General features: G+C 65.9%; 12 protein-coding genes and 3 pseudogenes. 5 read left to right on the top strand and 10 right to left on the bottom strand.

Annotation, left to right across the window (positions count from 1 at the left end; genetic code table 11):
• Positions 1-51: 51 nt before the first annotated feature.
• The 3 genes from K2224_RS14665 to K2224_RS14655 form a co-directional block, all read right to left on the bottom strand.
• The gene (locus K2224_RS14665) at positions 52-1,338 is read right to left on the bottom strand and encodes an MFS transporter (protein ID WP_260692637.1); all 1,287 of its coding nucleotides are present in this window, start codon (positions 1,336-1,338) and stop codon (positions 52-54) included.
• Between the two features lie 301 nt (positions 1,339-1,639).
• Positions 1,640-2,577 (bottom strand): IS5 family transposase gene (locus K2224_RS14660; RefSeq protein ID WP_399018592.1). Its coding sequence is split into 2 segments (ribosomal slippage): positions 1,640-2,136 and positions 2,136-2,577, totalling 939 coding nucleotides; the frame shifts between segments, so codons are not numbered across the junction.
• A gap of 832 nt (positions 2,578-3,409) precedes the next feature.
• Entirely contained in the window at positions 3,410-4,279 is an 870-nt protein-coding gene (locus K2224_RS14655; protein ID WP_221906967.1) for a helix-turn-helix transcriptional regulator, read from the bottom strand.
• Between the two features lie 120 nt (positions 4,280-4,399).
• Between K2224_RS14655 and K2224_RS14650 the strand changes: the two genes are divergently transcribed.
• Positions 4,400-5,869: an MFS transporter gene (locus tag K2224_RS14650; protein ID WP_221906966.1), complete on the top strand. Its 1,470-nt coding sequence runs from the start codon at positions 4,400-4,402 to the stop codon at positions 5,867-5,869.
• 519 nt (positions 5,870-6,388) lie between these two features.
• Here the strand turns inward: K2224_RS14650 and K2224_RS14645 are convergent.
• Positions 6,389-7,354, bottom strand: coding sequence for a YafY family protein (locus K2224_RS14645; RefSeq protein WP_221906965.1), 966 nt, complete (start codon positions 7,352-7,354; stop codon positions 6,389-6,391).
• 96 nt (positions 7,355-7,450) lie between these two features.
• Here K2224_RS14645 and K2224_RS14640 point away from each other — a divergent pair, with 96 nt between their 5' ends.
• Together K2224_RS14640 and K2224_RS14635 are read left to right on the top strand one after the other, a co-directional pair.
• On the top strand, positions 7,451-7,816 hold the full coding sequence (locus K2224_RS14640; RefSeq protein ID WP_046929261.1) for a VOC family protein: 366 nt from the start codon (positions 7,451-7,453) through the stop codon (positions 7,814-7,816).
• A gap of 87 nt (positions 7,817-7,903) precedes the next feature.
• Positions 7,904-8,214 (top strand): annotated as a pseudogene (locus tag K2224_RS14635) (helix-turn-helix domain-containing protein); the annotation flags it as partial.
• Positions 8,215-8,611: 397 nt separating this feature from the next.
• Here the strand turns inward: K2224_RS14635 and K2224_RS14630 are convergent.
• Positions 8,612-10,117: pseudogene (locus tag K2224_RS14630) on the bottom strand (reverse transcriptase domain-containing protein); the annotation flags it as partial.
• A 37-nt stretch (positions 10,118-10,154) separates the two neighbouring features.
• Between K2224_RS14630 and K2224_RS14625 the strand changes: the two are divergent.
• The gene (locus K2224_RS14625; protein WP_221906928.1) at positions 10,155-10,922 is read left to right on the top strand and encodes a transposase; all 768 of its coding nucleotides are present in this window, start codon (positions 10,155-10,157) and stop codon (positions 10,920-10,922) included.
• 12 nt (positions 10,923-10,934) lie between these two features.
• Here the strand turns inward: K2224_RS14625 and K2224_RS14620 are convergent, their stop codons facing one another.
• The 5 genes and pseudogenes from K2224_RS14620 to K2224_RS14600 form a co-directional block, all read right to left on the bottom strand.
• The gene (locus K2224_RS14620) at positions 10,935-11,591 is read right to left on the bottom strand and encodes a hypothetical protein (protein ID WP_221906929.1); all 657 of its coding nucleotides are present in this window, start codon (positions 11,589-11,591) and stop codon (positions 10,935-10,937) included.
• A gap of 230 nt (positions 11,592-11,821) precedes the next feature.
• Positions 11,822-13,537 (bottom strand): group II intron reverse transcriptase/maturase, encoded by a 1,716-nt coding sequence (ltrA, locus tag K2224_RS14615; protein WP_260692635.1) that lies wholly within the window; start codon positions 13,535-13,537, stop codon positions 11,822-11,824.
• Positions 13,538-14,324: 787 nt separating this feature from the next.
• On the bottom strand, positions 14,325-14,639 hold the full coding sequence (locus tag K2224_RS14610) for a hypothetical protein (RefSeq protein WP_221906964.1): 315 nt from the start codon (positions 14,637-14,639) through the stop codon (positions 14,325-14,327).
• 116 nt (positions 14,640-14,755) lie between these two features.
• Positions 14,756-15,208: a type II toxin-antitoxin system VapC family toxin gene (locus K2224_RS14605; protein ID WP_221906963.1), complete on the bottom strand. Its 453-nt coding sequence runs from the start codon at positions 15,206-15,208 to the stop codon at positions 14,756-14,758.
• A gap of 240 nt (positions 15,209-15,448) precedes the next feature.
• Positions 15,449-16,174, bottom strand: a pseudogene (locus tag K2224_RS14600) (IS5 family transposase); the annotation flags it as partial.
• Between the two features lie 121 nt (positions 16,175-16,295).
• On the opposite strand from K2224_RS14600, the gene K2224_RS14595 reads away from it, so the two are divergent.
• Positions 16,296-17,198, top strand: a complete 903-nt coding sequence (locus K2224_RS14595; RefSeq protein WP_221909709.1) for a transposase family protein — start codon at positions 16,296-16,298, stop codon at positions 17,196-17,198.
• Positions 17,199-17,952: the final 754 nt, after the last annotated feature.

Genomic DNA, 17,952 nt, shown 5'->3' with positions numbered 1-17,952 from the left:
TCTGCGGCGTGGCCGATCGAATCGAGGGGTGACCAGGCCCTGGGGGGCAGCTCAGTCGGCGGTGTCCGCTATCTCCCGGCTGCGGCCAGCCCACTGGATCACGTATGGCATGGCGAGGCCGGCTGCGACGAACACGCCGCCCATCACCAGCCAGCCGGGCGTCCCCCAGGTCACGCAGAGCAGGCCCAGCAGGCTCGGTGCGACGGTATAGCACAGGCCCATGCCCATGCCGAACACTCCGGAGTACTGGCCCTGGGCGTGTGCGGGAGCCAGCCGGAACCGGAGCTCCAGCGATCCGGCCGCATGCCACAGCGAGCCCACCGTGTGAACGGCGACGCCAGCCATCATGATGGCCACGGCGGCCCAGCCGGGTACTGCGGAGGCTGTTGCGATGACCGCCATGCCGATCAGGAACGCCAGCCCGGCGCGGCGGGTGGCCCGGCCGGCGACCGTGCCGCCCTTGATCCCGCGACTGGTCCGGATCTGCAGGAACACCACCATCACGGTGTTGACGGCGATCGCCAGACCGACGAACCACCGTGGTGCGTCCGTGTGCAGGACCACCCACAGCGGCAGGGCGTACGAGAGCACCTCGCTTTGGATCCACATGATGCCGTCGAGCACGACGAACGCCATGTACGGCTTGTCCTTGAGCGCGATCCACCGGCCTGCCTCGCGCGGGGACGGCAGGGGTTCGAGTTTGGGCAGCTTGAACAGGACGGCGGCACTGCCGATGAACGTCAGCGCGTTAGCGAAGATGAGGGCGTGGTAGGCGAAGTCGCTGTCGATCTGTACTACCGCACCGGCCGCCATCGCGCCGAACGTGCTGGCGAGCATGGCCACCGATCGCAGGTAGGAGCGGAACTTCGGTACCTCGTCACCGCCGAAGCGGCGGATCATCGGGCCACGAGCCGCACCGCCGGACGAGCCGGCGAGGTCCGTCACGGCCACCGCCAGCGTGAACGCGAGGAACGAGTGGGCGAACAGCAGCGACGTCATGGACAGGGTCTGGATCAGCAGAGTGATCAGGAAGATGTCCCGCGGGCCGCGGCGGTCGGCGAGATGCCCTACCGGGATACCGGCGATCAGACCGACCACTCCCGCGACGCTGAGGCCGAGGCCGACCTGCCCGATGGACAGATGGATCACCTGATGGGCGTACAGCGGCACGGTTGTCAGGAAGGCCGCGGTGCCGAGCTGGTTGACGAAGCCGGCGAGAGCCAGCTTCCGCTGGGGGCCGGACTCCAGCAGGAGCCCTCGCCGTACCAGCCAGGATCGGCGTGCGTCGCCGATTTGCCCGGGAGCGCTCTCGGTTGACGCGGTGGGGGCTTGATTCACCCTGTACTCCATTGTCTGTCGATCGTGCCGTGCCGGGATCAGGGGTGTGCGTGTGAAGGCGGCGTGCCACACGGCTCCGGTGCGAGGATCACGAGGGGCGAGCTGCTCGTTGAGAGACTGAGCGGCAGGCCCAATGGCCCTCGCACTGTGGTGACTTGAGACGAGGCAGGCGTGGAGTATGCCCAGGTGGGAGCCATGATGAGAAGACGCCCGGTGTTGGGGGAATGTCACAGTGAAATCGGGAATCTGCGCACGGCACGCCGGGTTATGGGTAGTGGTGCTTCCCTCTCATGGATGCCTGTTACGAGCGAAGCCAGATGAGGAGAGCGGCGGCGGTGACGGTGCCGAGGTAGACGTATCCGCGCTTGTCATATCGGGTGGCGACGGCTCTGAACTGCTTGAGCTTGCCGATGGCGCGCTCTACGGTGTTGCGCTCTTTGTACCGGTCCTTGTCGAAGCCCGGAGGCCATCCGCCGAGTGAACCCCTGCGTAGGCGGGCGGCCTTGTGGTCCTTCTTCTCCGGGATGACGTGGCGGATGCCGCGCTTACGCAGGTAGGTGCGGATCTTGCGGTTGCTGTATGCCTTGTCGGCGCCGACGCTGTCCGGGGTGCGGCGGGGACGGCCGAGCCCCGTGCGCGGAACGCGGATCTTGTCCATGACCGGCTCGAACTGGGTGCAGTCCGCCCGCTGCCCCGGCGTGATGAGTAGCGACAACGGGCGGCAGCGTCCCTCTGCGGCAACGTGGATCTTGGTCGTCAGCCCGCCGCGAGAGCGGCCGAGGGCCTCACCTGGCGGTCCACCTCCTCCAGCGGGTGCCGCAGGGTGATGTGCGCGCGTAGATGAACTGATCTTTGCGGTGCCCCTTTTGAGGAACTGGGTGGGGCGGGTGGCGCGTTCTTGGGTGCGCCGGCGGCGTGCTGGTGGGCCCGCACGGAGGTGGAGTCGACATTGACGTTCCAGTCGAGGTCACCGTCGGCGTCGGCAGTGGCCTGGACGTGCTGGAGGAGCATCTCCCACGTGCCGTCGGACGACCACAGCAAATGGCGTTTGTGGACCGTCTTCCATGGGCCGAAGCGTTCGGGCAGTTCACGCCACTGCACCCCCGTGCCGAACCGGTGAATGATCCCGTTGATCACTTGACGGTGATCCCGCCAGCGGCCGCATCGGTTGTTGCTCACCGGCAGCAGTGGTGCCAGCACAGCCCACTCGGCGTCGGTCAGATCCCCCCTGCTGAGCATGACCAGAACAACGAACTACCTGATCGAAGAGACACGGCCTAACCCGGCAACGCACCCTCGTCGAAGGCTTTGCCGGGTGCCGACACATGTTTGGCGTGCCTGCCGCTCCAGACCTTCACGCAGTCAGCACACCGGAGGCAGGGGCTACGTTCAGCGACGGCGCAGTGGGAACGGCGCCACGTTGCTCCTTCGGATGACCCCGGCTCCGCCATTGGTGGGAGGTTGTGCCTGTCTCCGGCGCCATGACTCGGAATCCATCCCGCGTTCGGTGTGACGGGAATCTGCGATCACTTGCGGGTATCCGCTGGTCCTCGCGAGTTGGGTAACCGGTTACCCAACTGCTTACCCAAGCCTCTGAACTGCGGGTAAGCCTCTCTGCCGCCGGGTAAGCCTGAACGGCGCCGAGATCTGGCCGACTTCCTCGACGGCTGGGGTGACGGGCGCCGCGGACCCGCGAAGAACTACGGGCCAGTCCTACCGCCCGGACAGCGCTCGGTTACGTCTCGTGCCCTGTCCGGCTTCGTACGGCGTCGGGTACGGCGGGCGGACCTCTCCTTCATAAGGCCGAGGTGAACTACGCCCTGTTACATGCCGCGCGCTATGTGTGGTTGCCTGGTGGGGTGTCCGATCCGGGGGATGGAGCGGACCACGCGGGGCATGCGGCGTCCCCTGGAGCGCCCAGTGCGCCGGGATCGCAGCAGCGGCTTCCGGGCTCGGAGCTGGGGATGTGGTCTTCGCTGATGGGAGGGGAGAGTTGTCATGACGGAGAGGTCTTCATCGCTGGCGTTCCGCTCACGTTGTGCTCGAAAGGGACGGTGGCGCCAGGCGTGCTCTACCCGGGCGTCGCCGAGCCGGCCATGCCTGTCTCGGCGACGCCCGCTACGTTGTCGGCCAGTCGGGGAAGCTTGGCGCTGGTTGCATCGTCGGCGGGGAGGTAGACCACTACCCGGGCATGCGACTGCTGCTCCATTGGGGCGAGCTTCATGTAGTCGACGCTCAATGCGCCCAGTACCGGATGGTTGAAGTGTTTGCGGGCCGGCTGGAAGGCGGCGATGTCGTGCTGCTGCCACCAGGCCCGGAACAGCGGGCTGGCTGCATGTAGCGCTTCCGTCAGCTGCTCGAAGCGTGCATCGCCCGCATACTGTGCGGCGGCTGCCCGGTACTGTGCCAGCAACTGCTGGGCCTCCCGTTGCCAGTCCGGCAGCAGGGAATGCATGGCCGGGCTGGTGAAGACCAGCCAGAGGATGTTGCGTTTGGCAGCAGGCAGACGCAGGGGATCGCCGATCAGCCCGGCTTCGGCCCGGTTCCAGCACAACAGGTCCCAGCACGGGCTCAGAGCGTAGGCCGGATACGGGGTGAGCCCGTCGACGAGCTTCTGCAGCAAGGGGGTGGAGGTTGACACCGGCTCAGCCGGGATCGGGATGTCGGCCAGCGTAAACAGAAGACGCAGCTCGTCGGGATCCATACGGAGCGCTTGGCCGATAGACCGGACCACTTGGCGGCTCATGGTGATGGGCCGTCCCTGCTCCAGCCAGGTGTACCAGGTGACGCTCACCCCCGACAGCTGCGCGACCTCTTCGCGCCGCAGACCCGGCGTCCGGCGCCGCGGCCCTTGGGGCAGCCCCACAGTGGCCGGCGAGACACGCTCCCGTCGGGAGCGGACGAACGTCGCCAGTTCCTTGCGCCGCGCTGCAGACTCCATCAACGGGATCCCCTCTGACATACCCCCGCCATGAATCCAACCCGCGTTTGAGGCTGTCGAGTTGGATACCAGCATAATCTGTGTCTGGTCCCCCTTTCCCGGGGTGGGCAGCATGGTTCCATGACCTCCGCACGCACGCCAGCCGCTGCTCCAGCGTCGGCAGAGCACGCGCTTCACGACACCACCCGCACCTGGCGCGCAGTGCTGGTGGCCATGTCCGGCACCTTCATGGCGATCATGGATGTGTTCATCGTTCTGATCGCCGCCCCCGCCATCCAACGCAATCTGCACGCCACGGACGCCGAGGTGCAGTTCGTCCTGGCCGGTTACCAACTCACCTATGCCGTGACCTTGGTGACCGGAGGACGCCTGGGCGATCTGTACGGACGCAAGCGCATCTTCCAAACCGGCCTGCTGGTCTTCACGGTCGCCTCGCTCGCCTGCGGGCTCGCGCCCACCGCGGGGGTGCTCATCGCTGCCCGCCTGGTCCAGGGCGTGGGCGCCGCGCTGCTCTTCCCACAGGTCTTCGCGATGATCCAGGTCCTGCTCCCGGAGAGCCGCCGAGGCCGCGCCTACGGCATCCTCGGCGCGGTGATCGGCATGTCCACCATCGTCGGACAGGTACTCGGCGGCCTGCTCGTCCAAAGCGACCTGTTCGGCACCAGCTGGCGCCCGGTGTTCTGGATCAACGTTCCGATCGGCGCCGTGGCACTCCTGCTGTCAGCACGACTGCTCCCGGAGTCCCGCGCCCCCCAGGCCCGCCGTCTGGACCCGGCTGGCACCGTGGTCCTGACCGTCGCACTGTTCCTGTTGGTCTTCCCCCTGATCGAAGGAAGGGAGGTTGGCTGGCCGACCTGGACCTGGCTCTGCCTGGCCGGGGCAGTCCTGGCACTGGCGGCACTGGCGTGGGTGGAGCGCCGGGTCAGCCAGTCCGGACGCTCTCCTCTGGTGGAGCCGAAACTCTTCCGCCAACGAGCCTTCCTCACCGGCCTGGTGCTGATCCTGATCTACTACAGCGCCCTCAACTCCTTCTTCCTCATCTTGTCGATCACGCTCCAGGACGGGCTCGGACTGTCCGCCGTAGCCACCGGACTCGTCTACACCCCACAAGCCATCGCCTTCTTCCTCGCCAGCCTGCTGGCAGGCCGTCTGATCAGGCGGCACGGACGCCGGGTACTGGAAGCCGGCGCGGCCATCGCACTGCTCGGATTCGCAGCCACCATCGCGGCCACACTGGCCGCCGGCGCACACCTCAACGCCTGGATCATCATGCCTTGCCTGATCGTCCAGGGCTTCGGAGAAGGACTCCTGCAGACCCCGCTGCTCAACGCCATCCTCTCCAGGATCGACGAGGACCACGTCGGCCTGGCCTCCGGCGCCTTGTCCACCGCCCAACAGGTCGGCGGTGCACTTGGAGTGGCCGTCATCGGCGTACTGTTCTACAACGCCCTTGGCAGCGCACGCACCGGCCAGGTCGGCGTGTACGCGCACGGATTCGGCATCGCGACAGTGTTCAACGCGGTCGTCCTGGCAGCCGTCACCGCACTGGTGTTCCTCCTGCCGACCCAACGCCGGGCCGACACTGCCTGACAGGGCCACGCCCGGCCCGCACCACGCTTGCCGCCATGCCCGGGGCAGCGTGGACCCCCGTTGCGTGCCGGGCCTCCAGAACGGCACTCGGGCGCAGGCACGCCGCGCCAGCGCCCGAGTGCCGCTCGTGAGTGGACCGGCGGGCGAAGAACCTTGGGACGGTCGCAGGCAGGGTCGCGGAGGCGGCGCGCGCAATGGCTGCCACTCTGCCGAGTTCAGACAATCGCCGCGGAAGATCGCGCCAGGCGTGGGCCCGGCGCACGCCTGGCGCGAAACTCGTATCTGAAAGTTCGCACGCATGTGTGCATGCGGGGCGGTGCCGGCGACTGCGGCGCCGAAGACCGAAGTGGCGCTCTGAACGGCCCGCCAACGGAGCCGGGCCCGGCCGGTGGCGGCAATCAGAGCGAACGGTGCTCTGCACCGTGTTCGGTCTGGGCCTCGCGTCGATGGCACCTGTGGGGCAGACGAGACGGCCAGGGAACAGCGGAACACGGTTCCCTGATTCTGCCCTGACGGCAATCACGATGCGGGGGTTGAGTGTCTGTCAGCCAGGTCCCTGGCGAGCTGACTGATGCGTGCGCGGGCCGTCTCAGGGGCGAGCACCTCGATGTGGTCGCCGAACTGAAGAAGCTGACGCACCGACTCGATGTCGGGGTAGCGCACGACGACGACGCACGAGCCTTTTTCCGCGTCGGAGACATGGTGGATGCGGGTGCCGAGGATGCGCCGCGCCAGGTCGAGACCCTTTTCCGGCAGGCGGATGGTCACGCTCACGCGATCTTGCTCCTCAGTGCGTTTCTTCAACTCGGCCCATCTGGTGCGGAGGGTTTCGCCTGGTTGGAGCACGGCTGGTGCGTCTAGCTGTTCGAAGGCCGACAGTCGTTCCAGAGCGAGCAGCCGGCTGTCGCCCTGGTCATCGGCGACGAGATACCAGCGACCTGATTTCGCCACGATCCCGTACGGGTCGACCACCCGTGTCGAGGCCTGGCTCTCGGCGCTGCGCCGGTACTGGATTCGAAGGCGTCGCCGGTGTCGCAGGGTCGAGGCCAGATCCGATACTTCGACCGCTGCCTGGGGGGCAGCAAACCACGCGGTGCTGTCGACAAGCACAAGGTCAGCCAGCCGCAGCGGGCTCGGCGACTCAGGGGCTGCAGCCTGGCAGGCGGCGATCTTGCGCTCGGCCGACTCCCACGCCGCAGTTAGGCCCATTCGCTCACGTAGTGCGCTGTCCAAGCCGGCCACGGATAGGGCCTCCAGTTCTGGTGGTTCCAGATGGGATGCGCTGAGCCGTGCACTGGGGAGCAGGACGATCCCGCCGTTCCGCCCACGTTCGGCATAGACGGGCACGCCCGCTGTCGATAGCGCCTCGACGTCCCGCAGCACAGTCCGCCGGGACACCTCAAGACGCGCGGCGAGCTCCGTGGTAGTGAGCCGCTGACGGGTCTGCAGGAGCAGCAGGAGATGCAGGAGCCTTGAAGCCTTCATGCTTACCCATGTTCTCAGAAAAGGTGACAGGTTCCGTCGCGATTGGGTGATCCACTGGGTGCTGGGCCGAGAAATCAACGAGTTGAGGAGCACTCCATGCCCGCACCGAACCTGTTCCTGATCGGCGTCCGCGACGCCGAGGCCGCCACCGCCTTCTACAGCGACCTGTTCGAGATCGAACCGACCTTCACCAGTCCCCACTACGTAGCCTTCGAAGCTGCCCCCGGTGTCCTGTTCGCACTGTGGACGGGCTACAGCGAGCACGCGGTCCCGAGCCTCCCTCGTACGACAGAGATCGGACTCATGGTGCCGGGGCCATCGCAGGCGATTGACGAGATCTTCACGAGGTGGGCCTCGAAGGGGGTCCACGTTGTGCAGGAGCCGCATGATGCTGTCTTCGGCCGCACGTTCGTGATTACGGACCCTGACGGCAACCTCATCCGAGTCTCCCCGGTCGACTGACCTGCACTATCCCTCCCCGCATATCTCCAAGCTGAAGGGCCGGCCACACACCATGGCCGGCCTTTCAGCCTGTCTAGGAGCTCAGAAATGTCGCATTCGAACGCGGCCCTCACCCCGCGCCACCGGCTGAAAGTCGCTCGACCCGTCGCTGACGACGGCTGGCCAATCAGCGAAGTCGCGGCCCGCTTCCAGGTGTCCTGGCCGACCGTGAAGCGCTGGGTCGATCGCTACCTCGCAGGCGAGTCCATGCAGGACCGATCCTCACGACCGCGGAGCTCTCCGGCCAAGACACCCAAGACCATGACGAAGAGGTACGTCAGCCTGCGACTACGTCTGCGGGAAGGGCCGGTCAGCTCGCTGCGAGACTCAATATCGCCCCGTCGACAGTGCACCTCATTGAGGACCGGGTAGAAGGGCTGCTCGGGCAGCCGGGGTGGCCAGGCACGCCAGTTCAGCTCTCGAACCAGGTCCAGCTCCTTGGGGCCGGTGGGGCGCCACAGGGTCGTCGTTGCTTGCTGGCTGGTCATGGGAATCGCTCTCTGCACTGCGCTGGCCGCCGGTGCGGCTGGTCGGGAGACCGGACGATACCGGCAACACAAGCGCAGCGGCCGCGAAGTTTCGGACCCTACCCCCACGGCTGACCAGCGGTTGTCGGGTAGGCCCGGCGCATTACTGCGCCGGGCCCCCCTCAGAGTGAAGTAGGCCGCCGACGAGGTGCCTCAGGCTGAGGTCCTTTTCCGACGGCCCCTTCCCGAACGGAACGGGCGAGTTTCCCCGCATTCCGCTCTCCAGTGATCACGCCCGTTTGGGCGCGGTGGGCCGTCCGGCGTGGATGCCTTCGTGACAGCGGCGGCAGATCACCAAGGTTTTCCGCCGTCGCATGGCCATAAGACGAACCCATGCCGGTTTCTCTCGCCGCCCTGGCCGGTTGAGATCCGCGAGTTTCCGAACGTGGTGCACTTCCAACTGCGTCCGGGATTCGCACATTTCACAACATCCCGCAAGGAGCCGATGGATCAGCTCGTTGCGTTTGCTGCTGGCCATCACGGGTTTGAGGTCGGTGAGGGTCGCAGGGCGCTGTCGTTTGAGTGGGATCCCGCCGAAGCGGGCGACCAGCGGTTTCCTCCCTCGATCGCGTTCAACCGTGACCTGGAAACAGGTGCGCGGACCGTCTGGCGTCTCGATCAGTCTCTTGTACTTTCGAGCCGTCTTCGTGACCGTGCTGCGGTGTTTCCCTGCCAGGGTCTTCAGCATCGAAGTCTCCATGACCCACCGGAGCTTGCCCAGGCGAAAGACGTCCTGGGCCAGGAGGTAGTACTGGATGACACCTTGAAACTCAGACTGATACTTCGCAACGATAGTGAAGTCATCGTCACGCATCACCGAGCCTCTTAGCGCCGGTTTTCCCTTACTCATGTAGAGCGCGCATCGCTGCCTGATCGCCTGTCTGGGTACGAACAACCCAATGGAGCCGTTGACTGCCCGTCGGTTGCCGGTGATCTTGTCGTTGGCGTATTGGGACTTGATGTCGTAGCCGAGGAAGCGCGCCGCCTGGCTGGTGGGGTGTGTGATCAGCGTCTTGGGTTCGGAGAGTTCCAGCTTGAGTTCTTCTCGCAGGAACGTCCGGATCTTCGACTTGATCTCCTCTGCTTCGTGCCTGGGCCCGGCGAATCCCAGCAGCCAGTCGTCGGCATAGCGGACGTACCGAAGCCGCCGGTAGTCCGGATCGTTGGGGTCTTGGCTCGGCAAGGCTCGGCGGCGAGGCTCAAGCTCGCGCACCGATTTCCGACAACCGCGCCGTCTTGCCCCTTGGATCCAGTGCTCCAGCTTTCGGTATTCCGGGTTCGGCTGTCGACGCCGGCCGCGGTTGTATTCGGGCAGCAGCGACTGTTCAACGAACTGGTCGAGCCGGTCAAGGTAGATGTTCGACAGGATCGGGCTGGCCACGCCACCCTGCGGAGCACCGCTGAGTGTCGCATTCCAGCGCCAGTCCTCCAGGTATCCAGCCTTGAGCATGTGCCCGATCAGCCGGAGGAATCGGCCGTCGTGGACCTTCTCCGAGAGGATCGACAGCATGACGCTATGGTCAAGGCTGCCGAAGCAGTCGGAGATATCGCCCTCAACAAACCAATGGGTTCCCGTCCAGTACCGTTCCACCTCGCTCAGCGCGGTGTGACAGCCCCGGCCGGGACGGAATCCGTGGGAGTGGTCGGAGAACTGGACGTCGTAGTACGCCTCAAGAAGCATGCGAACTACTTCGGCCACGAGTTTGTCCGACCAAGTCGGCAGTCCTAAGGGTTGTCCCGTAACGGCTGGCCACGAATGAGATGTTCTTGATGTGGCTGGTGTGATCACGGCGTCGGAGCCGTCCTGGATAGGCCCGTTCACGGGCCTGAGTCCGCGCTGCTTCCGCAAGTTGGTGACGGCGCTGCGCCGCGAGGGCGGCGACGGGGTGCGCCGGGGCCGGCCCTGGAGTCTGTCGCTGGAAGATCGGGTGCTGCTGGTCACGACCTATTGGCGCACGAACTTGACGATGCGCCAGCTGGCCCTACTGTTCGGGATCTCGAAGTCCGCAGCTGACCGGATCATCGATCAGCTCGGTCCGCTCCTCGCATTGCAGCCCCGGCTCCGCTTCGCGAAGGACGCCGTGCTCATTGTGGACGGCACCCTGGTACCCACCCGTGACCACACGGTGGCCGAGCAGTCGAAGAACTATCGATACTCCACCAACCACCAGGTCGTCACCGACGCCGACACCCACATGATCGTCGTGGTCGGCCGACCCTTGCCAGGCAACCGCAACGACTGCAAGGCGTGGGCTGAGTCCGGCGCGAAGGCTGCCGTGGGCAGGACCCTGACGATCGCCGACGGCGGCTACCCCGGAACCGGACTCGTGATGCCCCACCGCCGCCGCAAGGGCGAGGAACTGCCCGCGTGGAAGGAAGCCCACAACAAGTCCCACAAGCAGGTGCGCGCCCGGGTCGAGCACGCCTTCGCCCGTATGAAGGGCTGGAAGATTCTGCGCGACTGCCGGCTCAAAGGCGCTGGCGTCCATCACGCGATGCTCGGCATCGCCCGCCTGCACAACCTGGCCCTCACCGGATAGACGGTGGAGGGCTCAGGTCGTCTGTCCGTCTGTGTTCACCAGTGGGGCCGGTGTGTGGCGGGGCCATGGTGCGCCCGCCCGTTCCGAGGCGGCGGCCCGAAACGCTTCCGCCAGCGAGCTTCCCGGATACGTGCCGAACTCCGGGTATTTCCAGCGGTAGTAGCAGGACCAGTAGCTCACCACACGTCGTTCCGTGCTGGCGAAAAACGCAGGATTCCGAGCGATGAACTCCCCATAGAGTCCGCGCTGGACCGAGTCCGGGACACCGAGTCCGGGCAGCCCTCGGTAGATCGCCTCAAGGATCTCCACCACGTACTCGCCGGCCAGCTGCACGACGAACGGGACCACCCATGCCTCGTCAAGCCTCACGATCTGTTCGAGGTGACGCTGACGGGCCCTGCCATCGCAGTGCCGGGAGTACAGGCAGTGCAAGATCACCTGCTGGATCCCGGGCAGTGAACGCACCACGTCAGCGTTCGGCTCATCGTGGTAGATCCGATAGGGGATGGTGACAGTCTCACCCCACACCTCGACATTCAACGGGTCCGCCGATGAGAGCCTGCCGTCCGGTACGACTGCCAGAACACTCCGGACGTCACCAGCAAGCCGGGACGGAAACGCACTCACCAGGGCATCGGTGCTATTCGGCGACTCCCAGGACTTCTCCACTACACGAGGGTAAGCGGCCAGCGCCTGGCCCCTCACCCGCCTACCCGATCAACGGCTCGCACCATCGCTGCCACGTCATTGCGGGACAGCCCTTAGGTAAGTCAGGTGACCCAGAAACATTCCTCCAAGTTCCTCCCGATTGAGTCGGGGATACAACGAAGCGCCTCACGGCGCACACCGTACGTGCGAGTTTCTCCGCATACGGCTCAAGCGGGCCTCTGGCCGGTTGGCTATGGTTCCCTTTTCCGGTCACCGGCGTGAAGTTGCCGGTGGCATTGCGTGTGAATGACCACCAGGTTGCTCGGGTCGTCTGTTCCGCCCTTGCTGTGGTAGGTGAGGTGGTGCACGTGGATGGCGCGGTACTTGGCCGTGAACCACCTCGCCCAGTCGTTGACGTCGTCGGGGTCGTACCCCGCGCCCTCGATCAGGTCCTGCCCGCATCTGGTGCACAGTCCCTTCTGGCGAGCCGCAAGAGACAGAATCCTCTTGGATTCAGTCTGCGGCATCCGTTTCCGGGCCCGTTCCCTCCAGTAGCTTTCCAGCTCGGCATCGTCCCGGGAGTGTGTTCCCGTCACGAGCACGTGCCGGACGATTCCGGTCCACGCGAACTTCGGCAAATACCGCTCGGCGGATACGAAGACCCACCGGTCCGCGCGTCCCTTATGGAATTGACCCCAGTACCTTTGCCTGAGCCATACCCCTGTCTTGGTGGTGTGCCCCTTGCAGGCCCATCGCCATAGGGCCTGGTACGTGAAGTTGTCCAGCTTGCTGAAGGTTTTTGTCGAGACAACGTGCCGGTAGTAGGTCGACCATCCCCGGATGAAGGGGCCCAGGTCACCCACCAGCCTCTCGGCCGGTGCGCCGTTGTGTCGGCGGATGGAGTCCTTGATCTTCCTCTTGGCGCGCTGCACTGCATCCTTGCTCGGCTTGATGAGCATCTTGCCGTCATACCGGCGGACGTTGAAGCCGAGGAAGTCGAAGCCGTCCCTGAGATGCACGACCTTCGTCTTGTCCTCGTTGAAGGACAAGCCCCTCGGCTCCAACCATTTTGCCAGTTCGGCCTTCATCCCCCACGCCTCCTCTTCCGTGGTGCAGAGAACCACGAAGTCATCGGCGTACCGAACAAGAGCCGGGGAGTCCTTGCGCCTTCCTCCGGAGAGGTTCGCGCCTATCGCTTCCCCCATCCCGTGCAGGGCCACGTTCAGCAGCAGTGGGCTGATGACACCGCCTTGCGGGGTGCCCTCGGCCGTGTGCGCGTAAGTGCCCCGCTCCATGACTCCTGCCTGCAGCCAGCCCTTGATCTGCCGCCGGCCTGGGAACTGGCCGATGGCGTCCATGAGATGACTGTGACTGATCCGGTCGAACGCCGCTGACAGATCGGCGTCCAGGACCCAGAGGCGTTTGGCCTTCTTCTGCGACGACACCACAAAGATCGTGGCTATCGCATCGTGGCAGCCCCGACCGGGTCGGAACCCGTAACTCCGCCCTTCGAACCGCGATTCCCATTCCGGCTCCAGGGCGTTCTTCACCCTGGCCTGGTTAACGCGATCCCGAATGACAGGGATTCTGAGCGGCCGGGTCTTGCCATTGGCCTTCGGGATGTACACACGCTTGACGGGCTTCGGGGAGATCTCCGGCTCGGCCAAGACCTGCCGTGCCAGACGCCCTCGATCCTCCGGGGCCAGCGCAACGACCCCGTCAATTCCCGCCGTCTTCTTTCCGGTGCTCTGCTGTGTCACCCGGCGCACACTTGTCACGGCGTTTGCCCTGGATCGCAGCATGAGCTTTTGCAGGTTGCGCACCTGCTTCAGGTTTCCATTCCGTGCGGCCCTGTAGATCCGCTGGCGCAGTCGCTTTACAGACTCCTCTTCCGCGCGCCAGTCGCTGCTGGCCCAGAATTCGGCGTCGCCCTCGGGTCCGTTCATCAGATGCGCCGCTGCATTCACTTCGTCGTTCCCCCCTCTGTCTAACTTGCGCCTCAGCACAAGCTCGTGTCCATCTTCCCTACATGGCCTACCTGATCCACGTCGGCGCCCTTTTGGACCCAGCCATGAGGCCGGTATCCGCCGGGTTATGGTCGGCGGGCGAGAGAGCCCGTGCTGCCGATCTTTCCCCTGGGCTTTCGCCCAAGCGGCATTCGCTTCTTGGATCATCCTGTCCCGCACGGGGATTCAGCCCTCGTTGCCTCCGGCCTACCGGTCGACTACACCGGACCCATACGGGGTTTCCACGTTCCACTGCGTCTAGTTGCGTCCGGGTAGGGCGCCCTCTATGAGCCGACTCCCACGGTGGCCTACGCCCCCTTCCCGACCGAGGGTGACGCCGTGTCGCGCTTTCTAGCGCGAGGACTTGCTAACCGCCGAATGCTTGCCATTGTCGCGGCATGACTTTAACGGCCCTTTGCTACGAGGGTTCACTCTCGTTCGCCCGCTCGGACTTCCTCCTCGTCTGTTGCCCAGCGATGGCTCACCAGGCTCTTGGACTTGACCACCTCGGCTCAGCACCCCCGCGTTACCACGGACGCACCCGAGGCTGAGGACCGGCCGTTGGCCACAGGCCGGGAAGTTCACCTACCTCTCTGTGTACTTTCACTAGAAGCGCAGCGACTTCGTGTCGCACACGGGACAAGCCTTTAGCAGCCTGAACGTTGCAGCGTGCCCCAGCCGTCATGGGCAGGGGGCACGCTTTCTCATTTCTCCAGGCGCCGGGATTACGGGTTGAGGCGTACTGTCTCTACAGCACCCCGATCACAGCGTTCTCCTCCCAGATCACCGTGTCGAGGACGGTCCACTTGATGCAGGCGGTGACGTAAACGTTCGGGCCGCCCGTCACCAGAAGGTGTCCAAGGATGTCCAGGCCCGCGTAGTACACAGTGTTCGCGGCGCGGGGGACCGTATGGTGCGTGAGGTTGGGCGCCGTGGCTGCGGTGCGGGTCGCGAACGCGAGGTCGTCGTCACGGTGACGTTCGTCGATGAACGTCACCGCAGCCACCTGGCCGCGTTGGGCAGCCAGCGTGGTGGAGTCGAGTTCCACCAGGTCCGCGCTCAATGGCCGATCGTCGACCCGGGTGGCGACCGCCTCGGCGAGCGCGGCTGGACGTTAACCAGGCCCACCACTACTGGCGTCACCGATAGAACCACCGCTCAGAGGTCCAACCGAGCACATCAACCCCGCGAAGGTGCCACCTCAAGGCGCCGCTCACCCGCACGACGCGGCGCGATCACGTCGGAGTAGTGGTGATCGAACGTCAGAATGAGCGGACGGCGCAGGCGCCACGCCGGCGCAGCATTTATGGTGTCCGCCAGTCCAAGCGCATGGCCTTGGTAGGTGGTCATCAGTCGCTCAGCTTCGGCGAGCAGGTCACCATCCACGTCCGCAACAAGGGCCCGGCCGAGACGAACGAGTGCGGCGATATGCCGTACTGCGCCGATGGCGGCGTGCTCGCCGGCCTGCCGGGTAAGGAGGTAGTCCAGCTCGGCCATGCACAACGGGGAAATCACCAAGGTGCGGGGCTGACCCAGTACCTCCCGTGCAGCATGGTGATTGCGGTCTTTCGGATTGAACACGGCCAGCAGCACCAAAGTATCGGCGACGGCAAAGGCGGGCGCCGCGGTCACTGGCCCATCCCCTGCACGTACTCGTGAACGCGCTCGGACAGGTCGGCCGGCCCATCAAACAACGCAGGCCAATCGGGAACATCCGGATCATCCGCAAGCGAAGTCCCCGGGACCGCCACCTGCCCAGCCGCACACTGAACCGCGACCGCCTCGGGCGTCCGCCCGGTAAGAGCCGCCAGCTCACGGATGTAGTCCGCCGTTTGACCAGTGGCAGTGACATGAGCAGTGATACTGCGCCCCTCGGTGGAGGCGGCGGCAGCCGGCGAGCCAGGACATGGTGCGTTCGATGGTCCAGCGGTGCCGGCCCAGTCGCTGGGAGGTCTCGACGCCCTTGCGGGCGATGCGGTGGGTGATGCCGCGCTTGCGTAACCATCGACGCAGATGGGAGTAGTCGTAGCCCTTGTCACCGTGCAGCTTGCCTGGCCTGCGTCGTCGGGGTCCTCGGCGGGATCGGATCGGCGGTATGCCTTTGACCAGGGGGGATCAGAGCCTGGCTGTCGTGCAGGTTTGCGCCTGAGATTCCGACGGACAGGGGCAGACCTGTCCGTTCGGTGATCAAGTGGATCTTCGAACCGTATTTGCCCCGGTCCACAGGATTCGGGCCCGTCAGGTCCCCTTTTTGAGGGCCCGCATGTTCACCGAGTCGATCGCGCAGCGGGACCAGTCCAGCTCACCACGAGAGCCGAGCTCGTCGAGAACCAGGCGATGGAGCTTGGCCCACACCCTGGCCTTGGTCCACTCGGAAAAGCGCCGATGAGCCGTAGCTCCGGATGGCCCGAACGACGCGGAGGGCAACTGCTGCCACGTACATCCCGACGTGGCCACGAACACGATCGCTGCCAGCACTTCCCGGTCGCCGTGCCGGCGTCGCCCACCACCCTGCGGCCGCGACGGCGCCTCCGGCACCACGCGCTGGAACAACTCCCACAACTCGTCCGGCGCCAACCGCTCAACGATCCCCACCATGACCGACAGCCTATCGGGCCATCCAAATGAGATGACTTCTAACGAGTTGGTGCGTGATAGCGGGTGAGGCGTCGGGCCTGGCGGGTGGCATGATCCGGGTGTGGTGATCACGGTCAATCGGATGGTGCTGGCGCATCGACTGTTCACGGGGACCTCTCGGCAGCATCTCGCTTGCCTGGCCGAGGAGTTGGCCGTGCCGTGGCAGGCCGGACTCGAGGGCCGACGCCATGCTGCGCGAGGAGGAGCCCGGAAGCGGGCCGCGGGTGCCGGCGCCCGCCACCAGCTGGTGTTCGTCGACCGACTGGTGGCCACGCTGATCCATCTGCGGCACGACCTGCCACATTCGGTGCTGGGCCTGCTGTTCGGCGTTGACCGCTCCACCATCACCCGCGCGATCGCAGAGATACGCACGCTTCTTGCCAAGCGGGGGTGCGCGGTTCCCGACCGTCCTGGCCTGCGTCTTCGGACGCTGACGGACGTGTTCGCCTACGCCCAGGCCGAAGGCATCGAGCTGCGGCTGGACGCCACCGAGATCCAGGTCCGCAGGCCGCCGGCCAACCGTGGCGGACGTCGTGCGTTCGTCTCGGGTAAGAAGAAGCAGAACACGATGAAAGCCACCGTGATCGCCGACTGGCGGGGCCGCACGTTGTGGACCGATGCCCTGCGGCCTGGACGTATGCACGACGCCACGGCCGCCCGCAATGAAGGCATCGCCGTCTGCTTCCAGCACTTCCCCGACGTTGAGGTCCTCCTGGATGACGGCTACCTCGGCCTGAGCCGCGACCACCGCGGGCAAGCGATCACACCGCCCAGAAAACCCCGCCCGGGAGCACTGCCCGGCAGAGTCGAACAGTGGGAACGCGACCGCCACGGGCACTCCTCCGACCGCATCACCGTCGAACACGCCCTCGCCGATCACAAACGCTGGAAGCAACTGACGCGCTGGACCCATCGCCGCGACCGCCTGGCCGACACCTACCGCGCCATCGCCGGCCTCGTCTCCGACCGCACCGCTCAAGCCTGAACCAGCGGTCCTCCAACGGACCAGCACTCCTCACCCGCTATCACGCACCAACTCGTAAGGATGCCGCCGACCGGGCGGCAAAGGAAACCGAGGCGGCGAGGAAGAACTCCAAGTGGGCGGCAGTCAAGGCCAAGGAGGCCGCGGACGCGGCCCGGGCCGCCGCCAATGCGGCCCAGCGGGCCATCGGCGCGGCCAACGCCGCCAACCGGTCCGCACGCATCGCCGCGCTGGCCGCTGCACAGACTGCCGCTGCGGCAGCCGCTGCGGCCAACGCTGCCAACGACGCCTACAACGCCGCCATCGCAGCGAGCAACGACGCCGACAGTGCCGAGAATGCCAAGGCGCAAGCTGCGAAGGCCCGCGAGGCGGAGCGGATCGCGAAGGATTCGGTTGCCGCCGCCAATCAGGCAGGCAAGGCGTCTCTGGCCGCCTCCGTGGCAGTCAAGAAGGCTCTGAGCGCCACCGACAACGCCGACGCCGCCGCCGACGCTGCCGACAGGGCCAACCGCCACGCCGAAGCCGCAGGAATCCACTCCGGCGAGGCCAAGGCAGCAGCCATCGAAACCCGTCGGCACGCCAACGAGGCCAGGCGCGCAGCCAACGCCGCCGACGCCCTGGCCCGCAAGGCCGCCAACGCAGCCTTCGACGCACGCGACGCCGCCAACGAGGCTGCCAAGCACGCAGGGAAGGCGGCCGCTGCGGCCGAAGAAGCCGCCAAGCACGCCGGCGAAGCGAAGAACGCAGCCGACGAGGC

It is taken from the genome of Streptomyces sp. BHT-5-2 (assembly GCF_019774615.1).
Classification (GTDB): Bacteria; Actinomycetota; Actinomycetes; order Streptomycetales; family Streptomycetaceae; genus Streptomyces.
Note: the sequence above shows the minus strand (reverse complement) of the source record. Positions and strands in the feature narration are given on the sequence as shown.